Origin of the sequence: uncultured Sphingomonas sp., from assembly GCF_946477935.1 — a bacterium.
In the GTDB taxonomy this organism is placed as follows: domain Bacteria; phylum Pseudomonadota; class Alphaproteobacteria; order Sphingomonadales; family Sphingomonadaceae; genus Sphingomonas.
Genome location: NZ_CAMLAC010000034.1, coordinates 1 through 23,989, shown reverse-complemented (window position 1 = coordinate 23,989; position 23,989 = coordinate 1). Strand labels below are relative to the sequence as shown.

Below are 23,989 nucleotides of genomic sequence, written 5' to 3'. Positions count from 1 at the left end.
GGATAAACTTCAGCGCTTCGCGCTGAAGTCGAAGCACAGCCACCGGCGCTTGGCCCCTTCGACTGCCTGCCAAGGCAGGCGCTCAGCAACCGTATTGCAGGTCAAGCGGGATCGGCATGCCAGGGTCGATCATGGGCGAGCATGGAGTTGGCGACGGTGATGAGCTTTCGCATGGCAGCGACAATGGCGACCTTGGGCGGTTTGCCTTGTTCGCGCAGGTGTTTGTAGAACGGCCGGATGACGGGATTGCAGCGGATGGCGACCACTGTTGCCATATAGAGGCAACAGCGGGCCGACATTCGACCACCGGCGATATGTGCCTGGCCGCGCGACAGGCCGCTGTCGCGGTTCATGGGTGCGACACCGGTGAGCGCAGCGATCTGCTTGTTGCCGGCGTGTCCGAGTTCGGGAAGCTCGGCCACCAGCGTGGCGGCGGTAACCGCTCCGACGCCGGGGATAGTGCGCAGGAGTGCAGCGCGACGGGCAAGCGCGGCATCAGCTTCGATGGCGTCGGCGATTGCCTGGTCGAGGGCGGCGATCTCTGTGGCCAGAAAGGCCAGATGCCGTTCGACCGAACCTGTGACGAACGGCTGGCCGTGGATCGGCTCGCGTTGCTTCTCCTGTGCCGCGGCATCGACGAGCTGACGACGCCGACGGACCAGATCGGTCAGCCGGACCTGTTCGGGCGATGGCGCAGGCAATGCCGGCGGCTGCATGGCATCAGCGAACCGCAGGATGGCAAGCGCGTCAATCTCGTCCGTCTTCGCCAGCCGGCCGGTTGCACGGGTGAAGTCGCGCACCTGTCGCGGATTGACCCGGCTGAGAGGAACTGTCTGGGTGGCCAGATCACCGGTCAGCCATCGTGTATAACCGCCGGTCGCCTCACAGACGACGTGGGGATTACCGAGCCGACGTACTCGCCGGATCAGCGCGGCGACACCGCTGGCATCGTTTGGCGTACGCCAGACCTTGGGCACACCGGGGAAGGCGACATCGAGATGATGTTTGGACACGTCGATGCCGACATAGCTTGGCTGCTCCATGATGACTCCACCTCGCATGCGGGCTCTGACGCCCGATCAACCGTTCGAGACGATCATGAGGGGAGCGAGCAACCGAGCTGAGTTGCGATCTCGGTGACCAGGGACAGGCACGATCCACCCGCTCCCGCGGCGTGCCGGGTCATGACCCGGCACGCCGCGGGATCAGCGCATCACATCAGCGCCAATCCTGCCAGCAATATACGAGGACAGGCTTCGACTTCGCTCAGGCCGAACGGAGGGAGTGGGTCCGATATTTCGTTCGACACTTTAGCAGTAAGTCGCCCAACGCAAAACGGCCGCCCGGTTGCGCCTTCCAGGGAAGGAAACCGGGCGGCCATTTTGTTGAACCATATCCAGGATATGGTGGGCGCGACAGGGATTGAACCTGTGACCCCACCCGTGTGAAGGGTGTGCTCTACCGCTGAGCTACGCGCCCGTAACCGGGAGACGGGCCTTTAGGCGGCACCTGCACGCCTGTCCAGCCCAAAAGTCGATTAATTGACCGAGTCCTTCAGGCCCTTGCCCGCCTTGAACTTGGGCTGCGACGAGGCCTTGATCGTCATCGGCTCGCCGGTGCGCGGATTGCGGCCGGTGGACGCCTTGCGCTTGGAAACCGAAAAGGTGCCGAAGCCGACCAGGCGCACTTCGTCGCCCTTCTTCAGCGCCGCGGAAATCGCATCGAACACCGCCTCGACCGCCTTGACCGCGTCTCCGCGAACCAGCCCCGACGTATCGGCGACCGTGGCGATCAACTCCTGCTTGTTCATTCTGAAACCCCCCTTGCCGAATCATTTCGCTGCCGAAAGAATCGCTGGACCATGAAAGCCGTGGATAATGCGACGCCCTTACAGGCTGTCAAATAAATCCGGTAGGCCCCGGTGCGGCAGGATGGGTAGCGAAATCGTTTATATATCAGTGAAACGTGATCGGCTGCCGGCCGAAAGCGACGGAATACCGCCGCTTTCGACCAACATTATCCGCATCAGTGATGCAGCTCGCCACCCGCCGGGGCTACACCCGATGGCGGCAATGCGGCCAGCTCGTCCGCGTCGGTCCAGTCGATCGCCTCCAGCGGTTCGGTCAGCGCCAGACGCAGCACCTCGTCGACATGCGCGACGGGCACGATCTTCAGCCCTTCCTTGATGTTGGCGGGAATGTCGGCGAGATCCTTCTCGTTTTCCTGCGGGATCAGCACCGTCTCGATCCCGCCGCGCAGTGCTGCCAGCAGCTTCTCCTTCAGCCCGCCGATCGGCAGCACCCGGCCACGCAGCGTCACCTCGCCCGTCATCGCCACCTCCTTGCGCACCGGCACCCCGGTCAGCGTCGAGACGATCGACGTGACCAGGCCGATACCCGCCGACGGACCATCCTTGGGCACCGCGCCTTCCGGCAGGTGGATGTGGATGTCCTTGCGGTGGAACAGGCTGGGCTTGATGCCGTAGCTCGGGCTGCGCGCCTGCACGAAGCTGAAGGCGGCCTGCACCGACTCCTTCATCACGTCGCCCAGCTTGCCGGTGGTCTTCACCTGCCCCTTGCCGGGCACCGTCACGCTCTCGATGGTCAGCAGCTCGCCGCCCACCTCGGTCCAGGCAAGGCCCGTCACCGCGCCGATCTGATGCTCGGTCTCGGACAGGCCGTGACGATATTTCTGCACGCCCGCGAACTCGTGCAGGTTCTCCGGCGTGATCGTCACGCTCTGCGTCTTGCCTTCCAGGATCTGGCGCAACGCCTTTCTCGCCAACTTGGCGACCTCACGCTCCAGCGTACGCACGCCCGCCTCGCGGGTGTAGCGCTGGATCAACGCACGCAAGCCTTCGTTGGTCAGCGTGAACTCGCCGTCCTTCAGACCATGCGCCTCGATCTGCTTGGCGATCAGGTGCCGCTCGGCGATCTCGACCTTCTCGTCCTCGGTATAGCCCTCCAGCCGGATGATCTCCATGCGGTCGAGCAGCGGCTGCGGCAGATTGAGCGTGTTGGCGGTGCACACGAACATCACGTCCGAAAGATCGATATCGATCTCCAGATAATGATCGTTGAACTTGCCGTTCTGTTCGGGGTCCAGCACCTCCAGCAGCGCGGACGCCGGATCACCGCGGAAATCCTGGCCCAGCTTGTCGATCTCGTCGAGCAGGAACAGCGGGTTCGACGTGCCGGCCTTCTTCAGATTGGTCACGATCTTGCCGGGCAGCGATCCGATATAGGTGCGCCGGTGGCCGCGAATCTCGGCCTCGTCACGCACGCCGCCCAGCGACTGGCGGATGAATTCGCGCCCCGTCGCCTTGGCGATCGAATGGCCGAGCGAGGTCTTGCCCACGCCCGGCGGACCGACCAGGCACAGGATCGGCCCCTTCAGCTTGTTGGTGCGCGCCTGGACGGCCAGATACTCGACGATCCGGTCCTTCACCTTCTCCAGCGCGTAGTGATCCTCGTTCAGCACGGCTTCGGCGGCGGGGATGTCCTTCTTGATCTTGGACTTCTTGCCCCAGGGCAGACCCAGCAGCACGTCCAGATAGTTGCGCACCACCGTCGCCTCGGCGCTCATCGGCGCCATCGTCTTCAGCTTCTTCAGCTCCGACGTCGCCTTGGTGCGCGCCTCCTTCGACAGCTTGAGCGTCGCGATCTTCTGCGTCAGCTCGGCGATCTCGTCGCCGTCACCCTCGTCGCTCTCGTTGCCCAGCTCGCGCTGGATCGCCTTCAACTGCTCGTTGAGGTAATATTCGCGCTGCGTCTTCTCCATCTGGCGCTTGACGCGGCTCTTGATCTTCTTCTCGACCTGCAGGACGCCGAGTTCGCCCTCCATCAGCGCAAACGCCATCTCCAGCCGCTTGGCCGGATCGGTCTCGACGAGCAGCGCCTGCTTGTCGGACACCTTGATCGAGATATTGGCGGCCACCGCATCGGCGAGGCGCGAAGGCTCGTCGATCTCGCCCAGTTGCACCGCGGTTTCGGCCGGCAGCTTGCGGTTCAGCTTGGCATAATTCTCGAACTGATCGACCACCGAGCGCATCAGCGCGGCGATCTCTTCATTGTCCGCACCGCTGTCCTCGACCGTGTCGACGGTGGCAGTCAGGTGCGTCTCGCCCGCGGTCAGCTCGACCAGCCGGGCACGCTGCTTGCCCTCGACCAGCACGCGCACCGTGCCATCGGGAAGCTTCAGCAGTTGCAGCACGGTCGCCGACACGCCGATTTCATACAGATCCTCGCGGGCGGGATCGTCCTCGCCCGGATCGAGCTGCGCGACGAGGAATATCTCCTTGTCGGCAGCCATGGCGGCTTCCAGCGCCGCCACCGATTTGTCACGGCCCACGAACAGCGGCACGATCATGTGCGGGAACACGACGATGTCACGGAGCGGAAGTACGGGGTAGGTCTGAGTCATGGAGTCTCCGATGGGTCCCGCCGGGGGGACCCTCATGCCCCCTTATATGGGGAGGGTGAAGCATCCATCAATCGCGGCTTGCCAAGCATGCGACGACCGGCAACAAGTTTGCCCATGAATCGTATACCGCTGCTCGTCGTCGCTCTTCTGGCATCCACCGCGATGGCCGATCCGCTCCCCGAAAAGGGCGAGCCGCCACTGACCGAGCAGACCAAGATTTCCGGCGGCGTTCGCCCGGCCGAGCAGATGGCCCTGCGCTTTGATACCGCCGACCTGTCGTTCGAGATCCTGCCGGAAACGCACGAACTGGCCGGTGTGGCGGTACTGGACTTCACCACGGTCGCCCCCGTGTCCCGCCTGCTGATCGATCTGGATCGCAACCTGCCCGTCTCCGCCGTCTCGATCGACGGCGTGCCGCTGAAGGCCGGCACCTGGTCCAACCCGGACGGGCAACTCGTCATCCCGCTGCCTCGTCCAAAGGCGGCGGGGCAGAAGATCCGGGCCAGCATCACCTATCGCGGCACGCCGCACGTCGCGGTGCGCGCGCCGTGGGACGACGGGGTAGTCTGGTCGAAGACGCCGGACGGCAAGCTGTGGTTCGCCACCACGGCGCAGGGCTATGGCTGCGACCTGTTCTGGCCCTGCCTCGACTTCCCCACCGCCGAACCCAGCCAGGTGACGCTGCACATCACCGTTCCCGCCGGGCTGAAGGCGCCGTCGAACGGCAAGCTGCTCGGCGTCGACACGCTGCCGGACGGCCGCACCCGCTGGAACTGGCGGACGCGGAACCCCAACACCTATGCCATCGCGCTGAACGTCGGCCCCTATGAGGAGATCAGCGGCACCTACAAGAGCCGCTTCGGCAACACCATTCCGATGTACTACTGGTATCTGCCCGGCGAAAAGGCGCAGGCTGAAAAGCTGTTCGCCGAATTTGCCCCGACGCTCGACTTCTTTGAAACGGTGGTCGGCCCCTTCCCCTTCGCCGACGAAAAGGTCGGCGTGGTCGAAACACCGCACAAGGGCATGGAGCACCAGACGATCAACGCCTATGGCAATGAATATGCCAAGGCGGTCGAGGGGTTCGACTGGCTGTTCCATCATGAGTTCACCCATGAATGGTTCGCCAACCAGCTTACCGCGGCCAACTGGGACGATTTCTGGCTGCACGAAGGCTATGGCAGCTACATGCAGCCCGCCTATGGCCGCTGGCGCGAGGGCGAAGCGCGCTATGCCGCAATGATGGACCTGCAACGGCAGGGGATCGTCTCCAAGGTGCCGATCGTGCGCGACCGCGTCATCACCGAGGAGGATGTGTACGAGGCGGCGAATGGCGGCCCCGGCCTCGACATCTACATGAAGGGGTCGTGGATGCTCCACACCCTGCGCAACCTGATCGGCGACAAGGATTTCTGGGACGTTACCCGCCTCGCCGTCTATGGCCGCACCGATCCGAAACCCGGCAACTTCAAACCCCGCTTCGGCTCCAGCCGTGAATATGAAGGCTTCGTCCGCCAGGTGACGGGCAAGGATTATCGCTGGTTCTTCGACGTCTATCTGCGCGAGGCGGCGCTGCCCGATCTTCAGCAGACCCGCGAAGGCGACCGGCTGACGCTGCGCTGGAAGGTCGCGAACGATCGCCCCTTCCCCATGCCGATCGAGGTGCAGGTGGGCGACCGCATCGAAAAACTGCCGATGACGGACGGCACCGGCACGCTGACCGTGCCGGCCGACGCGCATGTGGTGATCGATCCCTGGGCTCGCGTGTTGAAACGCTCGACGGCGATCGAGGAGTTTCAGGCATGGCGCGCGACAAGGAAGAAATGACCGACACACAGGCGGCGCTCCGCCGCACGGCGGAGATGGCTGCCGTGTTCATGATCGGCGACGGACTGCTGGGGCTCCTCCAGCCCGAACGTCACGTCGCCCTGTGGCGCTCACGCACGCCCGCGGTCGATCTGCTGGTCCGCCCTTTCGCGGGCAAGCCGACGCGCCGCCGCCTCTACGGCGCGTTGCAACTCGCCGCCGGGCTCGCGCTGGCGGCCCGGCAGCGGGCCCGCATTCAGGGAACCACGGTGATGAACAGATAGGCCGCGAAGATCACCAGATGGACCGCGCCGCCCAGCAGCGTGGTCCGCCCGGTGCCCAGCGACAGGGTGATGACGAACAGCGACAGGACCAGCACGGTCATTTCCTTCGGCCCGATCCCCAGCGCCAGCGGCAGGTCCAGCGCCAGCGACACCATCGCCACCGAGGGGATGGTGAGACCGATCGTGGCAAGCGCCGAACCGAGCGCGAGGTTCAGGCTGGTCTGCAGCCGGTTGCGCTTGGCCGCGCGGTACGCGGCCAGGCTTTCGGGTGCCAGCACCAGCCCGGCGATGATGACGCCGACGATCGCCAGCGGCAGGCCGGCGCCCAGGATCGCCTCCTCCACCTTGGCCGACAATCCCTTGGCAAGCAGCACCACGCCGACCAGTGCGACCAGCAACAATCCCAGCGCCACCAGCGTGTCGCTGCCCGACGGCACCGTGGTATGGGCATCCGCCGGCAGATCCTCGTCGGCGGGCAGGAACATCTCGCGGTGCCGCCCGGTCTGCACGAACACGAACGTGCCGTAGAGGATCAGGCTGACGATCGCGACGAACACCAGTTGCGACGGGGCATAGGTCGGCCCCGGCGCGCTCGACACGTAATTGGGCAGCACCAGCGACAGCACCACCATCGCGACCAGCACGTTCAGCGAGGCGCTGGCCCCGCGCAGCGAGAAACGCTGCTCGCCATAGCGCAAGCCGCCGGCCAGCAGGCACAGGCCGACAATACCGTTCAGGATGATCATGATCGCCGCGAACACGGTATCGCGCGCCAGCGTGGAGGCGTCGCCCGCATCCGACAGCATCAGGCTGACGATCAGCGAAACCTCGATCACCGTCACCGCGACCGCCAGCACCAGCGTGCCGAACGGCTCGCCCACCCGGTGCGCGACCACCTCGGCATGATGCACCGCCGCCAGCACGCATCCCATCAGGATCACCGCCGCCGCGATCAGGCCAGGCGTCCCCATCTTGTAGAGCGACATCAGGACCGCACCGACGCCGAGCAAGGGGAAGAGCAGCGTCCACCATGGCATCGTCATCCGGTGCAGCAAGGCCCGCTTGCTCGCGGGGGGCACGATCCGTTCTTCGTCTGCCGTCGTCTGTGTCATTGCATCTCCCTTTATTCCAGCAATGCAACAACGGCATGAAAGTTGCCAATTTGCGACACTTGGCATGCAGTGTCCAACATGGATCATGCATTTCGCGGGCCACCGCCCGGACCCGCCTCGCCCTTTCTCCGATCGCCAACGCCCAACCCCAACCCGTTCGTGTCGAGTAGCGGTCGAGTAGCTCCGCAGGAGCGTATCGAGGCCGCGTATCGAGACATCTTCGCCCGAACCACCAACCCACCCGTTCGTCTCGCGTAGCTGTCGAGTAGCGGCGGAGCCGCATACCCAGATGAACAGGTTGGCGCGCGCGGCAGTGCCTCGATGCGAGCTCTCGATACGCCCCTGCCGGGGCTACTCGATCTCTACTCGACACGAACGGGTATGAAGGATGTCACCGTGCCTCAGACCGGACAGCGCCTCCCGGTATCCCCTACCCCCGCCCGCGCCGATACGCGTTCAGGTCGATGCCATGCCGCTGGATCTTGTCGTAAAAGGTCTTGCGCGGAATCCCCAGCGTCACCAGCGCGGCGCGCACGTCGCCGCCGCCTTCCTCCAGTGCGGCGCGGATCGTCGCCCCCTCGAAACGCTCGACACGCTCGGGCAGCGACAGCGATCCGTCGCCGCCTGCCACGCTTCCCTCCCCCGGCAGGCCGAGCGCGACGCGCCCCGCATAGTTGCGCACCTCGCGCACATTGCCCGGCCAGTCGTGCGACAACAGCCGCGCCTCCACATCGGCATCGATCATCGGCACCTCGCGCCCGAACCGCTCCGCCGCTTCGCGCAGGAAATGCGCGAACAGCAGCGGCACGTCGGCCCGGCGTTCGCGCAGCGGCGGCACGCGCAGCCGCACCGCGTCCAACCGGTAGAGCAGGTCGGCACGGAACCGTCCCTCCGCCACCGCACTCGCCAGATCGGATTTCGCCGCCGCCACGATGCGCAGGTCCAGCATCTGCCGTTCCTCCGCACCGATCGCGCGCACCTCGCGTTCCTCCACCACGCGCAGCATCCGGCCCTGCAGCGCCAGCGCCATGCTGTCCACCTCGTCCAGAAACAGCGTGCCGCGATTGGCGGCGATGATCCGTCCCGGCGTCCGGCCATGCGCCTGGCCGAACATTTCGCCCTCCGCGATCGTCTCGGGCAGCGCCGCGCAATCGACCGCGACGAACGGCCGCGTCCGCCGCGCGCTCCACCGGTGCAGCAGCAGCGCGATCAGTTCCTTGCCGGTTCCCGTCTCGCCCTCGATCAGTACGTCGACATCGGCCTGCGCCACCTGTCGCACCATGTCGCGCAACCGCATCATCACCGGCGTCTCGCCGATCAGCGGATAGGCGCCCTGCGCCTCCTCCGCCGCCAGTCGCAGCCGCCGGTTCTCCAGCACCAGCCGGCGCATCTCCAATGCCCTCTGGGCGCTGGCGATCAGATGATCGGCGGCAAAGGGCTTGGCGATGAAGTCGAACGCGCCCTGCTTCAGCGCGGCCACCGCCATCGGCACGTCGCCATGCCCGGTCATCAGGATCACCGGGATATCGGTATCGATCGCGGCGATCCGGCGGAACAGTTCGGTGCCGTCCATGCCGGGCATGCGGATGTCGGTCACCACCATGCCGGCGAAATCCGCATCGATCGTGGCCAGCGCACCCAACGGGTCGGCATGCGGTTCCACCTCGATCCCCGCCAGTTCGAACGACTGCGCCAGCGCGCCACGCAGCGTCGTGTCGTCATCCACCAGCAGCACGCGCATCGCGGCGTTGGGTTGCGTCTCGCTCGCCATGGCCCCGCTCACGCCCGGCGCAACGTCACGCGAAAGGCCGCGCCGCCCAGCCTGGATGGGACCGTCTCCAACATGCCACCGAACTCCGTCATGATATCGCGTGCGATCCCCAGCCCCAGGCCCAGCCCGTCGGGCTTGCCGGTCACGAACGGGGTGAAGATCACCGGCGCCAGTGCCGGGTCCAGCCCCGAACCATTATCCGCGACGACGATCGCGACCGTGTCGCCCCCGTCGTCTTCCACATACAGCGCGACCTCGGGCGCGCTCTGCCCGGCGACCGCGTCCAGCGCATTCTGCAACAGATTGACCAGCACCTGCTCCAGCCGCACCCGCCCCGCCATCACCATGGGAAGGGCATCGCCCACGGGGGGCCGGTCCAGCGCCACGCCCGCGCTGCGGAACCGGTCACCGATCAGCAGCATGGTGCCCTCGATGATCTCGGCGATCGCTACCGGGCCGATGCCATGCGTGCCGCGCTTGGCGAAGCGCCGCATCTCCTGCACGATCGATCCGATCCGCTGCGTCAATTCGACGATGGAGAGCAGGTTCTGCCCGGCACGCTCGGGTGCCTCCCGCTCCAGGAAAATGCGGGCATTGTCCGCCAGCGTGCGGATCGCCGCCACCGGCTGGTTGATCTCGTGCGCCACGCTTGCGGTGATCGACCCCAGCGAGCCCAGCCGGTTGGCCTGGGCCAGTTCCTCGCGGGCGGCGCGGAAACGCTGGTCGGCGCGGATACGCTCGCCGATCTCCACCGTCAGCCGTCCGTTCGCCTCGCGCAGCTCGGCCGTCCGCCGCGTCACCTCCGCCTCCAGCGCGACGCGCGCCGCCATCTGCCGCTCCGCCCGCGTCTGCCGCCACAACCATCCCGCCGCCAGCAGCGCCAGCGCCACGCCGACCAGCACGGTCGCCGCACGCACCCACGCATCCGCCTCCCGCAGCGCGCTTGCCACCGGCGCGACATGGATCAGCCGCCATCCCGGCAACGGCGCCGGCACCGCGCGCGCCACCACCTTGTCGCCCAGCCGGTCACGCCCGTTGCCATCCCCCCCCAGCCGATAGCCCGACAGCGGCAGCGGCAGCGCACCGAACTGCCGCGTTTCGCGGATTTCCGCCCGCTCTCCGGGGGACAGCGGACGCAGCGTGGAGAACCGCGCCGGCGGGTCGGTCGCGACCACCACCACCCCGTGCGCGTCGACCAGCAGCGTCTGGCCCAGATCCGTCGTCCAGGCCCGCGCCATCCCGTCGAACTCGACCTTGACGACGACCACACCGACCGGCGCATCGACCGGCCCCAGCCGCCGCGCGAGGAACAGGCCGGGGCGGTGGCTGACATTGCCCAGCGCAAAATATTCCGCCGTGCCGTTCGCCATCGCGCGCCGGAAATAGGGCCGGAACGCATAGTCGCGCCCGACAAAACTGTCCGGCTTTCGCGCATTCGACGCCGCGATCGTCCGTCCCTGCGGGTTGATGACATAGATGACCGGCGCGCCGGTCCGCTCGGCGAGCAGCGCCAGCTTCTCGTTCATCCGGTCCGCCGCACGGCCCGGGCCCGCGATCAGGGCGCTGCGCAGGTCCGGATATTCGCCCAACACGATCGGCAACAACCGGAACCGCTGCAACTCGCTGGACAACAGCCGTTCCTGCTGCCGCGCCACCCGGCCGACATCGCGGCGCAGATTGTCCAGCGCATGGCCATAGGCATAGGCCCGCAATCCCAGCGCGACGACCAAGGTCAGCGCCGCGACCAGCCCCGCCGCCAGCGCGACACGGATGCGGATCGACTTGGCGGAGAACAGGCCCATGTGTGCGGACTATCGCAGCAACGCCGCCGGCGCCATGCGAAAATTCGCTCACCCCACATCGCGCGACACGCCTTTTTCGGCGGTTTTCCGCGGATTTAGGCCAACAGCACTACCACATTGCTGCGACGAGCGTTTTTGCGCACTCTTTACGTTCCAAGAGCCCGGATCAACGGTGCCTCCCGTTCTTGCAGAGGATGACGAAAGCGTGATCGCACAAGACTATGCTGTGGCCGAGACGCCCAAGCGCGCCAGGATATGGTCGCATTTGTATGTTCAGGTCCTTGTCGCCATCGCGCTCGGCGCGATCATCGGCCATCTCTACCCGGACCTCGGCGCATCGCTGAAGCCGCTGGGTGACGGCTTCATCAAGCTCGTCAAGATGATCATCGGCCCCGTCATCTTCCTGACGGTGGTGACCGGCATCGCCGGCATGCGCGAACTGGCCTCGGTCGGCCGCGTCGCGGGCAAGGCGTTCTTCTACTTCATCACCGTCTCCACGCTCGCGCTCATCGTCGGCCTGATCGTCGCGCACGTCGTACAGCCCGGCGCCGGCATGAACATCAACCCGGCCACCCTCGATGCCGCCGCGGTGAACGACTATGCCGCCAAGGCGCACGCCACCACGGTCACCGGCTTCCTGCTCGGCATCATTCCCGACACGCTGGTCAGCGCGTTCACCGAAGGCAACATCCTCCAGGTGCTGCTCGTCGCCATCCTCTTCGGCATCTCCATGGCCCTGATCGGTGAGCCGGCCAAGCCGCTGCTCCACAGCCTTGAACGCCTCAGCGTCGTGGTGTTCAAACTGGTCGGCATCCTGATGCGCGCCGCCCCCATTGGTGCGTTCGGCGCCATCGCCTTCACCATCGGCAAATACGGCCTCGGCAGCCTCGTCAACCTCGGCGCGCTCGTCGCCACCTTCTACCTGACCGCCTTCCTGTTCGTTGCCGTCGTGCTCGGCACCATCGCCCGCGTGAACGGCTTCTCGGTCTTCAAATTGATCCGCTACCTTAAGGCCGAGCTGCTCCTCGTCCTCGGCACCTCCTCGTCCGAAGCCGCCCTGCCCAGCCTGCTTCAGAAGATGGAAAAGGCCGGTTGCGAAAAGTCGGTCGTCGGCCTCGTCGTGCCCACCGGCTATTCGTTCAACCTCGACGGCACCAACATCTACATGACGCTGGCGGCGCTGTTCATCGCCCAGGCCTGCGGCGTGGACCTGTCGCTGGGGCAGCAGCTCGCCCTGCTGCTGGTCGCGATGCTGAGTTCGAAGGGGGCCGCCGGCGTCACCGGCGCGGGCTTCATCACCTTGGCCGCCACGCTCTCGATCGTGCCCACCATCCCGATCGCGGGCATGGCGCTGATCCTGGGCATCGACCGTTTCATGTCCGAATGCCGCAGCCTGACCAACTTCATCGGCAATGCGGTGGCGACCGTGGTCGTCGCCCGGTGGGAAAATGCGCTCGACAAGGACGCGCTGGATGCCGCGCTGAACAGCCGGCCCGCCCCTGCGATCGTTAACGGCCCGGAAATCAGGGCTGCCTAAGGGCGCATCCCCGCCCTACTGAGAGGAATATGATGAAGAACGTCTGGTTGGCGGGGGCAGCGATCGCCCTCGCCCCGGGGCTGGCGCAGGCACAGAGCGCGATCCCCGGCAACAGCCCGGAGCGTGCGAGCCCCTCCACCGGTGCCTACCCGTCCGCAGCCGCGGGCGACGGCACCACCACCGGCGGTTACAATCAGTCGCGCTGGGCGGAGGATTGGCGCCGGATGTGCGATCCCGCCAAGCGCAACGATCCGCTGGATGCGCTGAAATGCGTGAAGCTGACCCAGGAGGGCGACGTCTATGTCACCTTTTCCGGCGAAGCCCGTCTGCGCACCAACCTGACCACGAACCCCAATCTTCAGGACCGCGAAGCCCAGCGCCAGGACATCCTGCGCCTGGTCGGCGGCGCCGACGTCCATCTGGGCGACCATTTCCGCGTCTTCGGCGAGGTCGGCCATGCCGGCCTGAGCGGCCCCAATCTCGGCACCCCGAATGCGAACCTGCGCAACGACCTGGCCGTGCAGCAGCTCTTCGCCGAGGTGAAGGGCAATGTCGCGGGCTTCGACAGCGGCATTCGTGCCGGTCGCCAGACCTTTGCCGACGGTCCGCAGTTGCTGACCGTGCCGCGCGACAACAACACGCTGTTCTTCGTCCTCGATGGTGTGCGCGCCTATGCCCGCAACGCCACCACCCGCCTGGACGTGTTCGATCTGAACTATGTCAGCTATGGCTATGAAGGGCTGAGCGACGACCGCAAGAACGATGCGGTGCGCTTCTCCGGCGCCACCTTCGGCTTCAAGATCCCCACGGACCTGTTCGGCGGGTCGAAGCTGTATGCCGATCCATTCGTCTGGCGGCTGCGCAACCGCGCAGCGACCTGGGGTGGCCGCGTAGCGCGTGAAGAGCGCTATTTCATCGGCCTGCACACATATGGCGATATCGGTCCGGTCACGATCGACTGGACGGTCAACCATCAGGGCGGCACCTTCGGCAACCAGAAGATCTCCGCCTGGCAGGCATTCGTTGCGCAGACCTACAAGCTGGGCAAGGCCGCCGATGCGCCGCGCGTCGGCGTCCATGTCGATTACGGCTCGGGCGGCGGCAGCTATGACGGTGGCACGCTGAACACGACCAGCGGCCTGTTCGGCAACAACATCTACTACAGCTACGGCTTGTTCCTGACCCCGACGAACCTGCTGTACACCGCGCCGAACTTCACCTTCACCCCGATCAAGGGCGTGCGCCTGGCGGCCGAATACGGCTTTGCATGGCGCCCGAACGAGAATGACGCGGTGTACCGCGCCAGCGGGGCCGCGCTGCCCGGTACGCAGAATGTCGATGGCCGCGCCATTGCCGAGGTCGCCCGCCTTCAGGCGGTATGGAGCATCACGCCGCGCCTGTCCTTCACCGGCCGACTGGAGCATTTCCAGGCAAAGACGGTGCTGGACCGCGCCGGTCTGAACAATTCGTTTTTCGCCGCGGGGTGGCTGAGCTTCCGGTTCTGATCTGATGAGAAGAGGAATAGACATGACATCAACCGCAATGGATGCGGGCACCCGCAACCACCGGCTGAAATCGATCATCGGCGGTTCGACCGGCAATCTGGTCGAATGGTTCGACTGGTACGTCTACTCCGCCTTCACGCTCTATTTCGCGCCGCATTTCTTTCCGTCGGAAGACCGCACCGCGCAGTTGCTCTCGGCGGCAGCGGTGTTCGCGGTCGGCTTCATCATGCGCCCGATCGGGGCGTGGGTCATGGGCATCTATGCCGACAGCAAGGGGCGCAAGGCGGGGCTAACGCTGTCGGTCACGCTGATGTGCGCCGGCTCGCTCATCATCGCGGTTACACCGGGCTATGAGACGATCGGCCTGTTCGCCCCCGCCGCGCTCGTCCTCGCGCGTCTGATGCAGGGCCTGTCGGTCGGCGGCGAATATGGCGCCAGCGCCACCTATCTGTCGGAAATGGCGGGCAAGGACCGCCGCGGCTTCTTCTCGTCCTTCCAATATGTCACGCTGATCTCAGGCCAGTTGCTCGCCATCTGCGTGCTGCTGATCCTCCAGACGGTCCTGCCCGAAGCGGATCTGGACGCCTGGGGCTGGCGCATTCCGTTCGCGATCGGCGCCGTGCTCGCCGTCGTGGTCTTCTACATCCGGCGTGGTCTGGCCGAGACGGAAAGCTATCAGAACGCAAAGAAGGAGGGCGCGCCCAAGTCCGGCTTCTGGCAGCTCGTGAAGCATCACCCGCGCGAGACGATGACGGTGATGCTGTTGACCGCGGGCGGCACGCTCGCCTTCTACGCCTATTCGATCTACATGCAGAAGTTCCTGGTCAACACGTCGGGCTTCAGCCGCCCGGTCGCCAGCCAGATCAACGCGGCCACGCTGTTCGTCTTCATGCTGCTTCAGCCGGTCGCCGGCGCACTGTCCGACCGGATCGGGCGCAAGCCGCTGATGGTCGCCTTCGGCATCGCCGGCGTGTGCTTCACCTATCCGATCTTCTCCACGCTGGAAACGACGCGCGACCCCTGGGTTGCCGGCGCACTGGTCATGGCCGCGCTGATCATCGTCACCGGCTACACCTCGATCAACGCGGTGGTGAAGGCGGAACTGTTCCCCGCGCATATCCGCGCACTGGGCGTCGCGCTCCCCTATGCGCTTGCCAACACCATCTTCGGCGGCACCGCGGAGTTCGTCGCGCTGAAGTTCAAGGATGCTGGCTTCGAGCGCGGCTTCTACTGGTACGTCACCGGCATGATCGCGATCTCGCTGGTCATCTACCTGCGCATGCGTGACACGCGGAAGAACAGCCTGATCATGGAGGACTGACCCGATTTCCCTCTCCCCGGAGGGGAGAGGGCATTATCGCTCGGGCCTTACTTAACCTCACCCGCGAACGTATAGATCCCCGTCATCGGATCCGGCCCCTGGCTGGCAACCTGTACTGGCGGCAGCGCATCGACCATCGGCGCCGTCGGGGCATGGCCGGCATAGATGAAGCCCTTGGTTGGGTAGGTCGATGTACCCAGCCCGCCATTGGGGCCATACCACACCTTCACCTGCGACCAGTCGTTGTTGGGTGAAATGTCGATGGCGCGCACGTCACGCTCGATGCCACCGCGGCGCGACCAGTTGGCATGGGTCAGCAGCACCTCACGGTCGCTCACCACCCGCGACACCATCGCGACATGGCCGACGCGCATGCGGCGCGTCGCCTCGAACGCCAGCACCGATCCGGCCTGCGGGGTATGTCCACGCTCGTAGCGGCCCTCGGCCTGGCCCCACCAGGTATTCGCGTTGCCATGGATGTTGATGCCCGAGATTTCACGGGCATAGGGTGCGCACTGCCAAAACTGCGCTGCCGCGGGCGTCGCCATCATCAGGCCGCACGAAACCACCAGCGCAAAACGCGCTGCCAACGACTTGCCACTCACTTGCGACCCCCCGGTCCAATCTAGGTGATGATTTTGGCTACGGGGTGTCGAAATTTTTTGGAAGAGCGGCGGGAACCTTATCCGATGAACTGTGTTTCATCGTCGCCGACCTGCATGCCTAGCGTGAACCTGGGGTCGCGCGCTCCTCCAAATTCTTACCGAATGGTTAATTTGCCGCTTTCATCAGGCGATCGACGGTGGTCGTCGTCACCGCATGATAGCCCGGCCGGGCCTTGGTATAGATGCGCGTCGCAAGCCCACGGCCCCAGTCTCCCTGCCCCCACAATTGCGCGAACAGCGGCGCGACGAACTTGCGCCGGCCCTGGGCCGTCAGGAACGCCTCTGCCGATCCCTCGGCCGGCGGATAGCGGTTGGCCAGCGCCAGTTGCAGCCAGGCGAAGCGGATCTCGCTGTTGCCCGTCCCGTTCCAGTGGAACCGCTGGTCCAGCGCGCGCAACCGCTCGGCCGACAGCGTGCGCGGCAACTGCGTCAGGAAGCGCACATATTCCTGCGTGGTCACGTCGCCCGGCACCGCGGACACCGGCCCGCCCGCCGCGAACGCCTTGGCCGCCGCATCGATCGCGGGAAACGCGTCGGACGTCACATGCACCGCATTGGCCGGAATACCCGGCTGGTACACCCAGGCATCGACGCCGATCCGCTCCGCCTCACCCGGCTTCAGCAGATTGGCCTTCAGATCCCTCAGGAAACCGGCGCTGGTCTGCGGCTGGAAGGCGTGGGTGTCGAAATAGCGGCGCAGATAGGCATCCCACCGCGTGCGGCCCACCGTCGCCTCTATCGTGCGCAGGAACGTCGCACCCTTGTCATAGGCGATCTGCGTCATGCCGTCGTCGGGATCGCGTGACGCATCCAGCTCCAGGTGCAGCCGCGTGTCCGGCGACTGCGGGCCGCCTGCGGCCTTCACCGCCTCCTGCATGTCGGTCCACGCCAGGTCCGCCTCCATGTCTGCCCGGCGCTTCCCGTACAGCGACTCCATGATCCGGTTCTCGAAATAGCTGGTGAAGCCCTCGTTCAGCCAGAAATCGTCCCATGTCGCGTTCGTCACCAGATTGCCCGACCAGCTATGCGCCAGCTCGTGCGCGATCAGGCTGACCAGGCTGCGGTCGCCCGCGATCGCGGTCGGCGTGGCAAAGGTCAGCGTCGGGTTCTCCATCCCACCGAACGGAAAGGATGGCGGCAGCACCAGCACATCGTATCGCCCCCAGCGATAAGGCCCATACAGCCCCTCGGCCGCGGCCACGAACTTGTCCAGCTCCCCGAACTCATACGCCGCCTTGTCCAGCGTCACCGGCTCCGCCCAGATCCCCGTCCGCTTCCCCGTCGCGCGGAACGTGATGTCCCCCACCGCCAGCGCGATCAGATAGGGCGCCACCCGCTTGTCCATGGCATAGCGATAGGTGCAGCGATCCGCCTTGCAGACCGGCTTGCCCACAGCATCGCCGCTCATCACCGCGGTCAGCTTGGCCGGCACGTTGATCGTCGCGTCCCAGCTCTGGCGAATGCCCGGCGAGTCCTGCGTCGGGATCCAGCTGCGGTTCAGGATCGCCTCGCCCTGGCTGAACAGGAAGGGCTGCACCTTGCCTGCGGTCTGCGCCGGGCTAAGCCATTGCAACGCCTTGGCGTCGGGCGCGGAGGCATAGGCGATGCGGATCGCCTTGGCGCCGTTCAGCGTCACGGTCAGCGGGCCGCCATGCACCGCATCACCTGTGCCAACCGTATAGGGCAGCGCCTTGCCGCCCGCATCCGTGACCGAGACGATGCGCAAGCCGTTATCGTCCAGCACCACCTGCCCCGCTCCCGGCTTGGCATCGATCGACAGCGTCGCCACCCCGCGCAGCACATGGGTGTCGAAATCGGCGAACAGGTTCAGCGAGACATGCGAAACCCGCGCCTCCAGCGGGCGGGCATGGCTGTGTACGTCGCGCGCCTCCGGCGTGGCAAGCACGGGCGCCGTCTGGACGGCCAGAGCAAGAATGGGGGCAAGCGCCAGAACGGTGGCAGGCATGGCAACTCCAAAGGTCAGTATGGCTGCACCTTAGGCAGATGCCGGCCGAATGGGAACTGAACCGCCCCCGCGACCATCGACACCGCCACCACGCCCGCTAAAGGCTGGCCCCATGCACTTCTGGTTTACTCCCATCGTCGCGGCCGCCGTCGCTGCTACGCTCCCCCAGGCACCAGCTCCCCGGCCGGCCTCGGCACACGCCGCCAGGGGCCTGTCCCGCGATGCCGCCGCCCGGATGCTCGACCAGATGGCCGCCGCCCGGCTCCGGTCGCTTGCCGACGAATACCGCGCGGAGGTCGCGGCAAAGTCGATCACGGTCGGCGACAAGACACTGAAATGGGACAGCAAGACCTTCGGCACCGCGCCAAAGGGTGGCCGCAGCTTGTGGATCTCGATGCACGGCGGCGGCAATGCGGAGCCGGCGGTGAACGATCAGCAGTGGCGCAACCAGATCCGCCTCTACGAACCCGCCGAGGGCATCTACCTGGCGCCCCGCGCGCCCACCGACACCTGGAACCTGTGGCATGAGGGGCATATCGACCCGCTGTTCCAGCGGCTGATCGATGCGCAGGTCGCGGTGAACGGCGTCGATCCGAACAGGGTCTATCTGATGGGCTATTCCGCCGGCGGCGACGGCGTGTGGCAGTTGGCACCGCGCATGGCGGACCGCTTCGCCGCCGCCGCGACCATGGCGGGGCACCCCAATGAGTCGACGCTCCTCCCTTTGCGCAACCTGCCCTTCGCCATCTTCATGGGCGGTGCGGACAGCGCCTATGATCGCAACAAGATCGCTGCGGAGAAGGCCGCCGAGATGGAGCGCCTGCACGCCGCCGACCCTGGCGGCTATGTCAACATGGCGCGCATCTATCCCGGCCTGCCCCACTGGATGAACCGCAAGGATGCCGAGGCGCTGCCCTGGATGGCGCAGTTCACCCGCAACCCCTGGCCCAAGCGCATCGTCTGGGTGCAGGACGACGTGACCAACGACCGTTTCTACTGGCTGCACATCCCCGATGCCGCCGCGGCAAAGGCCGGTGACAAGATCGTCGCCACCGCCGATGGACAGGCGATCACCCTGACCGGCGACGTGCCGCGCGGCACCACCCTGCGCCTGTCGGACAAGCTGCTGGACCTCGACCGCCCAGTCACGGTCACGGTGAACGGCCGGGTTGCCTACAAGGGCAAGGTGCCGCGCACGGCCGCCGCGATCCAGGCATCGCTCGCCGAGCGTGCCGATCCCGCCTCCGCTGCGACGGCGATGCTCACGCTTTGAGCCTCGCCGTCGCTGGCGGCGTCACTGTGGCGGCGTCACTGTGGCGGCAGGGCGATCAGCGTCGGCGCATCCGCCACGAACACGTCCAGCACCCCGTCAGCGATCTTGATCGGGCCGTCGAAGCGCGTCGCACCGGGGATGCTCTGGACGGCCGCCGCCTCGCCTGCGATCCGCTTGGCGTCGGCGAAGTAGCGCCGTGCGGCGCCATTGCCTCGATCCGCGGCATCCAGACCCGCCGCAGTCAGTTGCAAGGCGCGGCCCCAGCGCTGCATCGCGTCCAGCCACGGTGCCGACTGCGCCGCAAAGCCGGGATCGACCGTTCCCGAGCGAATGATATCGGGCGCCCCCGCCATCGCATCCGCGGTCTCGCGCAGTTCCATGATCGCCTCACCCCGCGCCGCCGCATCGCCGTCCGCGATCGCCTCGCGCACCCCGTCCAGCACCGTTTTCAATCGCGGTGCCTGCTCCTGCCACGGCTGGCTGCCAAAGGTCGGCGCCATGTGCTGCGTGTCGAAGAAGGTCAGCAGCGCCTCGGTCGCACGCGCATCGCCGCCTGCCAGTTCGCGCGCCGCGGCATGCCAGGTCCGCTCCGCATCATAGCCCTTGTCGTTCCACGCGAACGCCGCCACGCCGGTCACCGCGACGCGGCTCGGCGCCTCCTGGTTCATCGGGTTGGACAGGATGCCGGTCAGCTCGCTCGCCAATCCCGCCTCACGCCGCGCATAGGGCGCCATCAGCAGCCGCCCCGTCGTCTGCGCATAATCGTTGACCGGATAATTGTCCCAAAGCAGCGTCTTGCGCCCGAACGCCTTGGTCGCAGCCTTGGCATCGGGCACCGAGATCGCCGGCGGAACCACGTCCGTGCCGGTCCACTGCACCACGATGCGCGGATCCAGATGCTTGCGGAGCGCCGCCTTGTACGGGCTTTCCTTGGCGTCGAAATATTCGGTCGGCACCATGATCAGCGGCCGGGACGCTGGATCCTTCGCCACCAGATCGGCCTGCACCGCGTTCAACAGCTTCGATTGCGCAACGCCCGCCGCCTCGGCGCCGGAAGGACCGAAAGCCGCCTTGTCCTGCTCGCAATTCCACTTGGTGTATTCGATATCGTCCAGCGCGACATAGAAGCTGTGTACGCCGATCCCGCGGAGCGCGTCGAACTTGCGCTCCAGTGCCGTCAGGTCGGCCGGATTGGAAAAGCACACCGTCGGCCCAGGCGAGATTGCATACACGAAATCGACATGGTTGCGCCGTGCCGCGGCCGCCAGCGTGCCCAGCGCCGACAGCGTCTCGGCCGGATAGGGCTCGCGCCAGCGATCCCGCGCATAGGGATCGTCCTTGGGGCTGTAGATATAGGTGTTGGCCTTGACGCTGGCCAGGAAGTCCAGATGCTTGGTCCGGTCCGCCATCGTCCAGGGCGCGCCGTAGAAGCCCTCGATCGTGCCGCGGATCGGCATCGCCGGATGATCCTGGATCGTCAGCGCCGGGATCGTGCCCCGCCGGGCCAGTTGGCGAAACGTCTGCGCGGCATGGAACAGCCCGTCGCCATCCCGCCCCGCCAGCGTGATCAGCCCGCCGCGACCTTTCGCGATGCTGGCGATCGTATAGCCCTCGGCATGGTCGTCGACCTTTGCCCCACTGCGCGCCAGCGCATCGCGCACCACCGCCTCGCCACCCGTTCCAACCACGACATGAACCTGGTCTAGCGCCGCCGGCACCCGCCGCGCGCTCGTGATCGTTTCCACGCCCGCCGAGGTCAGGATGCTGCGCACCAGAGCCACGGTCGCGGGATCTGCATCGGGGCTGGCCACCAGTACCACGGAAGAACCCAGCGTGATCGTGCCCTGGCCCAGCGCCATCGAGACCGGGGCGGGGAAGATCGCCGGCAACGTCGCCGGCTGCGCTGATGCCGGGGCGGCCATCGCCGTCAGTGCCGCCACCGCGACCATCATCGAGGTAGCGCCGATCCTGCGCATGCGTCGCGTCATCCCTGTTCTCCGGTATCGAATTGGTATTATTGACCAATGATTAGGAGCATGTCGCGCGAACGGCAAGCTACGGGATCAAACCTGTCGATACGCCATCTGTCACGGCGCCGATTGCTCGTTACCGATGAAGTGGATGTCGAAGCCGGTTGCCCAACTGACGTTGAACAGGCATTCGAGGCCCTCACTGCTCCGATCGGCCCTGCTCCGATCGGCCGTCATCATATGACGCCCCGTCCAATTGGGGTCGAGCGCATGAGGGCCATATTTGGATTGCAGCGCTTTCTCCACACCGCACAGCGTTTCGATCTTGCGGGCGAATGACGCATCATCAGTGACGCCGCGGCGATAGTTCGGCAGACGGTCCGAAAGATGATGCGCCCGGAGCCAGGCACGGCCCATCTCCGCCATGACGGCAGCCATGCGGCGTTCCCGAATTGCATCGAACCGCGGCTGAAGTTTCGGCGCCAGCCGCACATCTAATAGCCCGCGGCCTTTTCCATACAGGCAAGTTGCTGATCTGAAATATGATCGACTGTCGCTACAGCAATCAGGTCTATATCTGCCTCTTTCGACGCTTTCACTGACACTTCGCCCGGTCCACAAGCACGGACCCGCTGAGCCGCAACTTACGGTGTAACGATATCTTTTACATCGACCCCCGGCGCCGCAAATTGCGCAATGATGATAGTGGCGATGAGCATCAGCATTGCTGCATCATACTGAAAGAATTCGACCGCCGAAAGTTCGACAATTTACCAAGGCCACCAGCCGGCGAACCGCCTTGCCGGGTGATCATGGGTCAGGCCGGCATTTCGGCCGGGGATACGAACTGGAAACGGCAAAGCTCGCCAACCCCTTACGCAACGAAAAAGGGGCTCCGCCACACGGCGGAGCCCCTTTTCATCACAACCGTTCGTTTGGGATCAGTTTGCCGGAGCCGGAGCCCCCGGAACAACACCGCCGGGAACCGCGCCCCCCGGAACTGCTCCACCCGGCATAGCCCCGCCCATGCCCTGACGCATCTGCATCTGACGCACGACGCTTTCCGGCAGGAAGTCGAGCAACTGCACGTCGAACACCAGCGTCGAATTGGCCGGGATCGGGCCGGCCTCGCGGTCGCCATAGCCCAGCGCCGCCGGGATCCACACGCGATACTTGGCGCCCTTGGGCATCAGCTTCAGCGCTTCGGAGAAGCCCGGCACGACCGCCGATACCGGCATCGGCGTCGGCTGCTGCGACTTGTCGAAGGTGGTGCCGTTCAGCAGCTTGCCCTCATACTGGACCAGCGCGACATCGGCATCGGTGGGCTTGGCCGCACCCGGCTGACCCGGCTCCAGCACCTTGTACTGCAGGCCCGACGCGGTGGTCACCACGCCCTTGGCGCGCGCATTGCGGGTCAGGAAGTCATCGCCTTGCGTCGCCAGTGCGACGGCCGCGACGCAGGCGAGCACCAGCCCCAGCCACAGATAGACGAGATAGCTGCGCTTGACGGGGCGGAGCGGCACGGCGGTGACGGTGGACATCGATTTGCACCTGATTTTGTGGTGCCGGTCCGGCCGTCACCGGTGATAGGTCGGGAAACTTCGCGCCGGACGGCCACACTCCGGAGATGCGGGGTGTGGCCTGATGTCCGGCCGGGTGCTTACCGGGCGCCGTCGCGTTCGGCGCGCTTGCGCTCCAGCTTGCGGGCGCGGCGCACGGCGGCGGCACGCTCGCGCGCACGCTTCTCCGACGGCTTCTCATAGTGGCGGCGCAGCTTCATTTCGCGATACACACCCTCGCGCTGCAGCTTCTTCTTGAGCGCGCGAAGAGCCTGGTCGACATTGTTGTCGCGAACGATGATCTGCATAAAATCCAAAAACTCCGGTCGATATGCGCTGCCCATGCCGGAACAGCGATCGGTCTGAATGGCGAATAGTCGGCGCGAACGAGTCCGCGTCGAGAACAGGCGGCGCCTAGCAGCACCGGGCATCCTTGGCAAGCGCGTCTCGCCGCCTGCCGTCGGGCCGCGCCGCTGTGGCCATCATGCCACAACCGGGCGGGAACTACTCGATCGTTGCATAATGTTGCAGCATGGACATGCGCGCGATACGCCTGTGTCCGATCCCTCAAGGCATGTTGCAACCGGCCGCCAGCTTGGACCTATCCACCCGCCTCCTCATCGTCGACGACGATCCCGGCATTCGCGAGCTGACCGCGGACTTCCTGTCCGCGCATGGCTATGTGGTCGATACCGCCGCCGACGCCGCCGAGATGCGCGCGCAGATGACGCGGCAGGCCTATGCGCTGATCGTGCTGGACGTGATGATGCCCGGCGAGGACGGCTTGTCCGTCCTGCGCACGCTCGACCGGGCGACCGCGCCACCGGTCATCATCCTATCGGTCATCGGCGAGGAGGTGGACCGCATCGTCGGGCTGGAAATGGGGGCGGACGATTATATCGCCAAGCCCGCCAACCCGCGCGAGTTGCTGGCGCGCATCCGCTCCGTCCTGCGCCGCAACGCCGCGCTGCCTGCGCGCAGTGAGGCCCCCGCCCC

19 protein-coding genes and 1 tRNA gene are annotated in these 23,989 nt (G+C 66.0%); 7 read left to right on the top strand and 13 right to left on the bottom strand.

Features of this window, described 5'->3' with window-relative positions; all coding sequences use genetic code 11:
- Window positions 1-101: 101 nt before the first annotated feature.
- The 4 genes from Q0U08_RS05905 to lon all read right to left on the bottom strand — a co-directional run bounded on the left by Q0U08_RS05905 (window position 102) and on the right by lon (window position 4,422).
- Window positions 102-1,043 carry an IS110 family transposase gene (locus tag Q0U08_RS05905; RefSeq protein ID WP_298090331.1) on the bottom strand — a complete coding sequence of 314 codons (942 nt, stop codon included), beginning with the start codon at window positions 1,041-1,043 and terminating at the stop codon, window positions 102-104.
- A gap of 361 nt (window positions 1,044-1,404) precedes the next feature.
- A tRNA-Val gene (locus Q0U08_RS05900) sits at window positions 1,405-1,479 on the bottom strand.
- 58 nt (window positions 1,480-1,537) lie between these two features.
- Window positions 1,538-1,810, bottom strand: coding sequence for an HU family DNA-binding protein (locus Q0U08_RS05895; RefSeq protein WP_112382708.1), 273 nt, complete (start codon window positions 1,808-1,810; stop codon window positions 1,538-1,540).
- Window positions 1,811-2,025: 215 nt separating this feature from the next.
- Window positions 2,026-4,422: an endopeptidase La gene (gene lon / locus Q0U08_RS05890; RefSeq protein ID WP_298090330.1), complete on the bottom strand. Its 2,397-nt coding sequence runs from the start codon at window positions 4,420-4,422 to the stop codon at window positions 2,026-2,028.
- 114 nt (window positions 4,423-4,536) lie between these two features.
- Here lon and Q0U08_RS05885 point away from each other — a divergent pair, with 114 nt between their 5' ends.
- Window positions 4,537-6,249 (top strand): M1 family metallopeptidase, encoded by a 1,713-nt coding sequence (locus tag Q0U08_RS05885; RefSeq protein ID WP_298090329.1) that lies wholly within the window; start codon window positions 4,537-4,539, stop codon window positions 6,247-6,249.
- Window positions 6,225-6,512 (top strand): hypothetical protein, encoded by a 288-nt coding sequence (locus Q0U08_RS05880; RefSeq protein ID WP_298090328.1) that lies wholly within the window; start codon window positions 6,225-6,227, stop codon window positions 6,510-6,512. Before Q0U08_RS05885 ends, Q0U08_RS05880 begins: the two co-directional genes overlap by 25 nt.
- Here Q0U08_RS05880 and Q0U08_RS05875 read toward each other — a convergent pair.
- The 3 genes from Q0U08_RS05875 to Q0U08_RS05865 form a co-directional block, all read right to left on the bottom strand.
- Window positions 6,485-7,624 (bottom strand): ionic transporter y4hA, encoded by a 1,140-nt coding sequence (locus Q0U08_RS05875; protein ID WP_298090326.1) that lies wholly within the window; start codon window positions 7,622-7,624, stop codon window positions 6,485-6,487. The two genes, Q0U08_RS05880 and Q0U08_RS05875, sit on opposite strands and share 28 nt — an antisense overlap.
- 430 nt (window positions 7,625-8,054) lie before the next feature.
- Window positions 8,055-9,395 (bottom strand): sigma-54 dependent transcriptional regulator, encoded by a 1,341-nt coding sequence (locus Q0U08_RS05870; RefSeq protein WP_298090324.1) that lies wholly within the window; start codon window positions 9,393-9,395, stop codon window positions 8,055-8,057.
- 8 nt (window positions 9,396-9,403) lie between these two features.
- Entirely contained in the window at window positions 9,404-11,197 is a 1,794-nt protein-coding gene (locus tag Q0U08_RS05865) for an ATP-binding protein (RefSeq protein WP_298090322.1), read from the bottom strand.
- 205 nt (window positions 11,198-11,402) lie between these two features.
- Between Q0U08_RS05865 and Q0U08_RS05860 the strand changes: the two genes are divergently transcribed.
- The 3 genes from Q0U08_RS05860 to Q0U08_RS05850 are packed head-to-tail and all read left to right on the top strand — an operon-like array spanning window position 11,403 to window position 15,560.
- Entirely contained in the window at window positions 11,403-12,734 is a 1,332-nt protein-coding gene (locus Q0U08_RS05860) for a dicarboxylate/amino acid:cation symporter (protein ID WP_298090320.1), read from the top strand.
- A 29-nt stretch (window positions 12,735-12,763) separates the two neighbouring features.
- On the top strand, window positions 12,764-14,239 hold the full coding sequence (locus tag Q0U08_RS05855; RefSeq protein WP_367271100.1) for an alginate export family protein: 1,476 nt from the start codon (window positions 12,764-12,766) through the stop codon (window positions 14,237-14,239).
- Window positions 14,240-14,261: 22 nt separating this feature from the next.
- The gene (locus Q0U08_RS05850) at window positions 14,262-15,560 is read left to right on the top strand and encodes an MFS transporter (RefSeq protein ID WP_298090319.1); all 1,299 of its coding nucleotides are present in this window, start codon (window positions 14,262-14,264) and stop codon (window positions 15,558-15,560) included.
- 47 nt (window positions 15,561-15,607) lie between these two features.
- On the opposite strand, the gene Q0U08_RS05845 is transcribed toward Q0U08_RS05850, so the two are convergent.
- Together Q0U08_RS05845 and Q0U08_RS05840 are read right to left on the bottom strand one after the other, a co-directional pair.
- Window positions 15,608-16,165 (bottom strand): CHAP domain-containing protein, encoded by a 558-nt coding sequence (locus tag Q0U08_RS05845; RefSeq protein ID WP_298090318.1) that lies wholly within the window; start codon window positions 16,163-16,165, stop codon window positions 15,608-15,610.
- A gap of 166 nt (window positions 16,166-16,331) precedes the next feature.
- Entirely contained in the window at window positions 16,332-18,191 is a 1,860-nt protein-coding gene (locus tag Q0U08_RS05840) for a M1 family metallopeptidase (RefSeq protein WP_298090317.1), read from the bottom strand.
- Window positions 18,192-18,303: 112 nt separating this feature from the next.
- Here Q0U08_RS05840 and Q0U08_RS05835 point away from each other — a divergent pair, with 112 nt between their 5' ends.
- Window positions 18,304-19,464, top strand: coding sequence for a dienelactone hydrolase family protein (locus Q0U08_RS05835; protein ID WP_298090316.1), 1,161 nt, complete (start codon window positions 18,304-18,306; stop codon window positions 19,462-19,464).
- A gap of 35 nt (window positions 19,465-19,499) precedes the next feature.
- On the opposite strand, the gene Q0U08_RS05830 is transcribed toward Q0U08_RS05835, so the two are convergent.
- The 4 genes from Q0U08_RS05830 to rpsU all read right to left on the bottom strand — a co-directional run bounded on the left by Q0U08_RS05830 (window position 19,500) and on the right by rpsU (window position 23,301).
- Entirely contained in the window at window positions 19,500-21,440 is a 1,941-nt protein-coding gene (locus Q0U08_RS05830; RefSeq protein ID WP_298090314.1) for a beta-N-acetylglucosaminidase domain-containing protein, read from the bottom strand.
- A gap of 111 nt (window positions 21,441-21,551) precedes the next feature.
- Complete coding sequence (locus Q0U08_RS05825; RefSeq protein ID WP_298090313.1) at window positions 21,552-21,926, bottom strand: hypothetical protein; 375 nt, start codon at window positions 21,924-21,926, stop codon at window positions 21,552-21,554.
- Window positions 21,927-22,375: 449 nt separating this feature from the next.
- The gene (locus tag Q0U08_RS05820) at window positions 22,376-22,975 is read right to left on the bottom strand and encodes an FKBP-type peptidyl-prolyl cis-trans isomerase (RefSeq protein ID WP_298090312.1); all 600 of its coding nucleotides are present in this window, start codon (window positions 22,973-22,975) and stop codon (window positions 22,376-22,378) included.
- A gap of 119 nt (window positions 22,976-23,094) precedes the next feature.
- Window positions 23,095-23,301, bottom strand: a complete 207-nt coding sequence (gene rpsU, locus Q0U08_RS05815; protein WP_007404630.1) for a 30S ribosomal protein S21 — start codon at window positions 23,299-23,301, stop codon at window positions 23,095-23,097.
- 266 nt (window positions 23,302-23,567) lie between these two features.
- Here rpsU and Q0U08_RS05810 point away from each other — a divergent pair.
- The coding region (locus Q0U08_RS05810; RefSeq protein WP_298090311.1) for a response regulator at window positions 23,568-23,989 on the top strand (422 nt) is incomplete at its 3' end.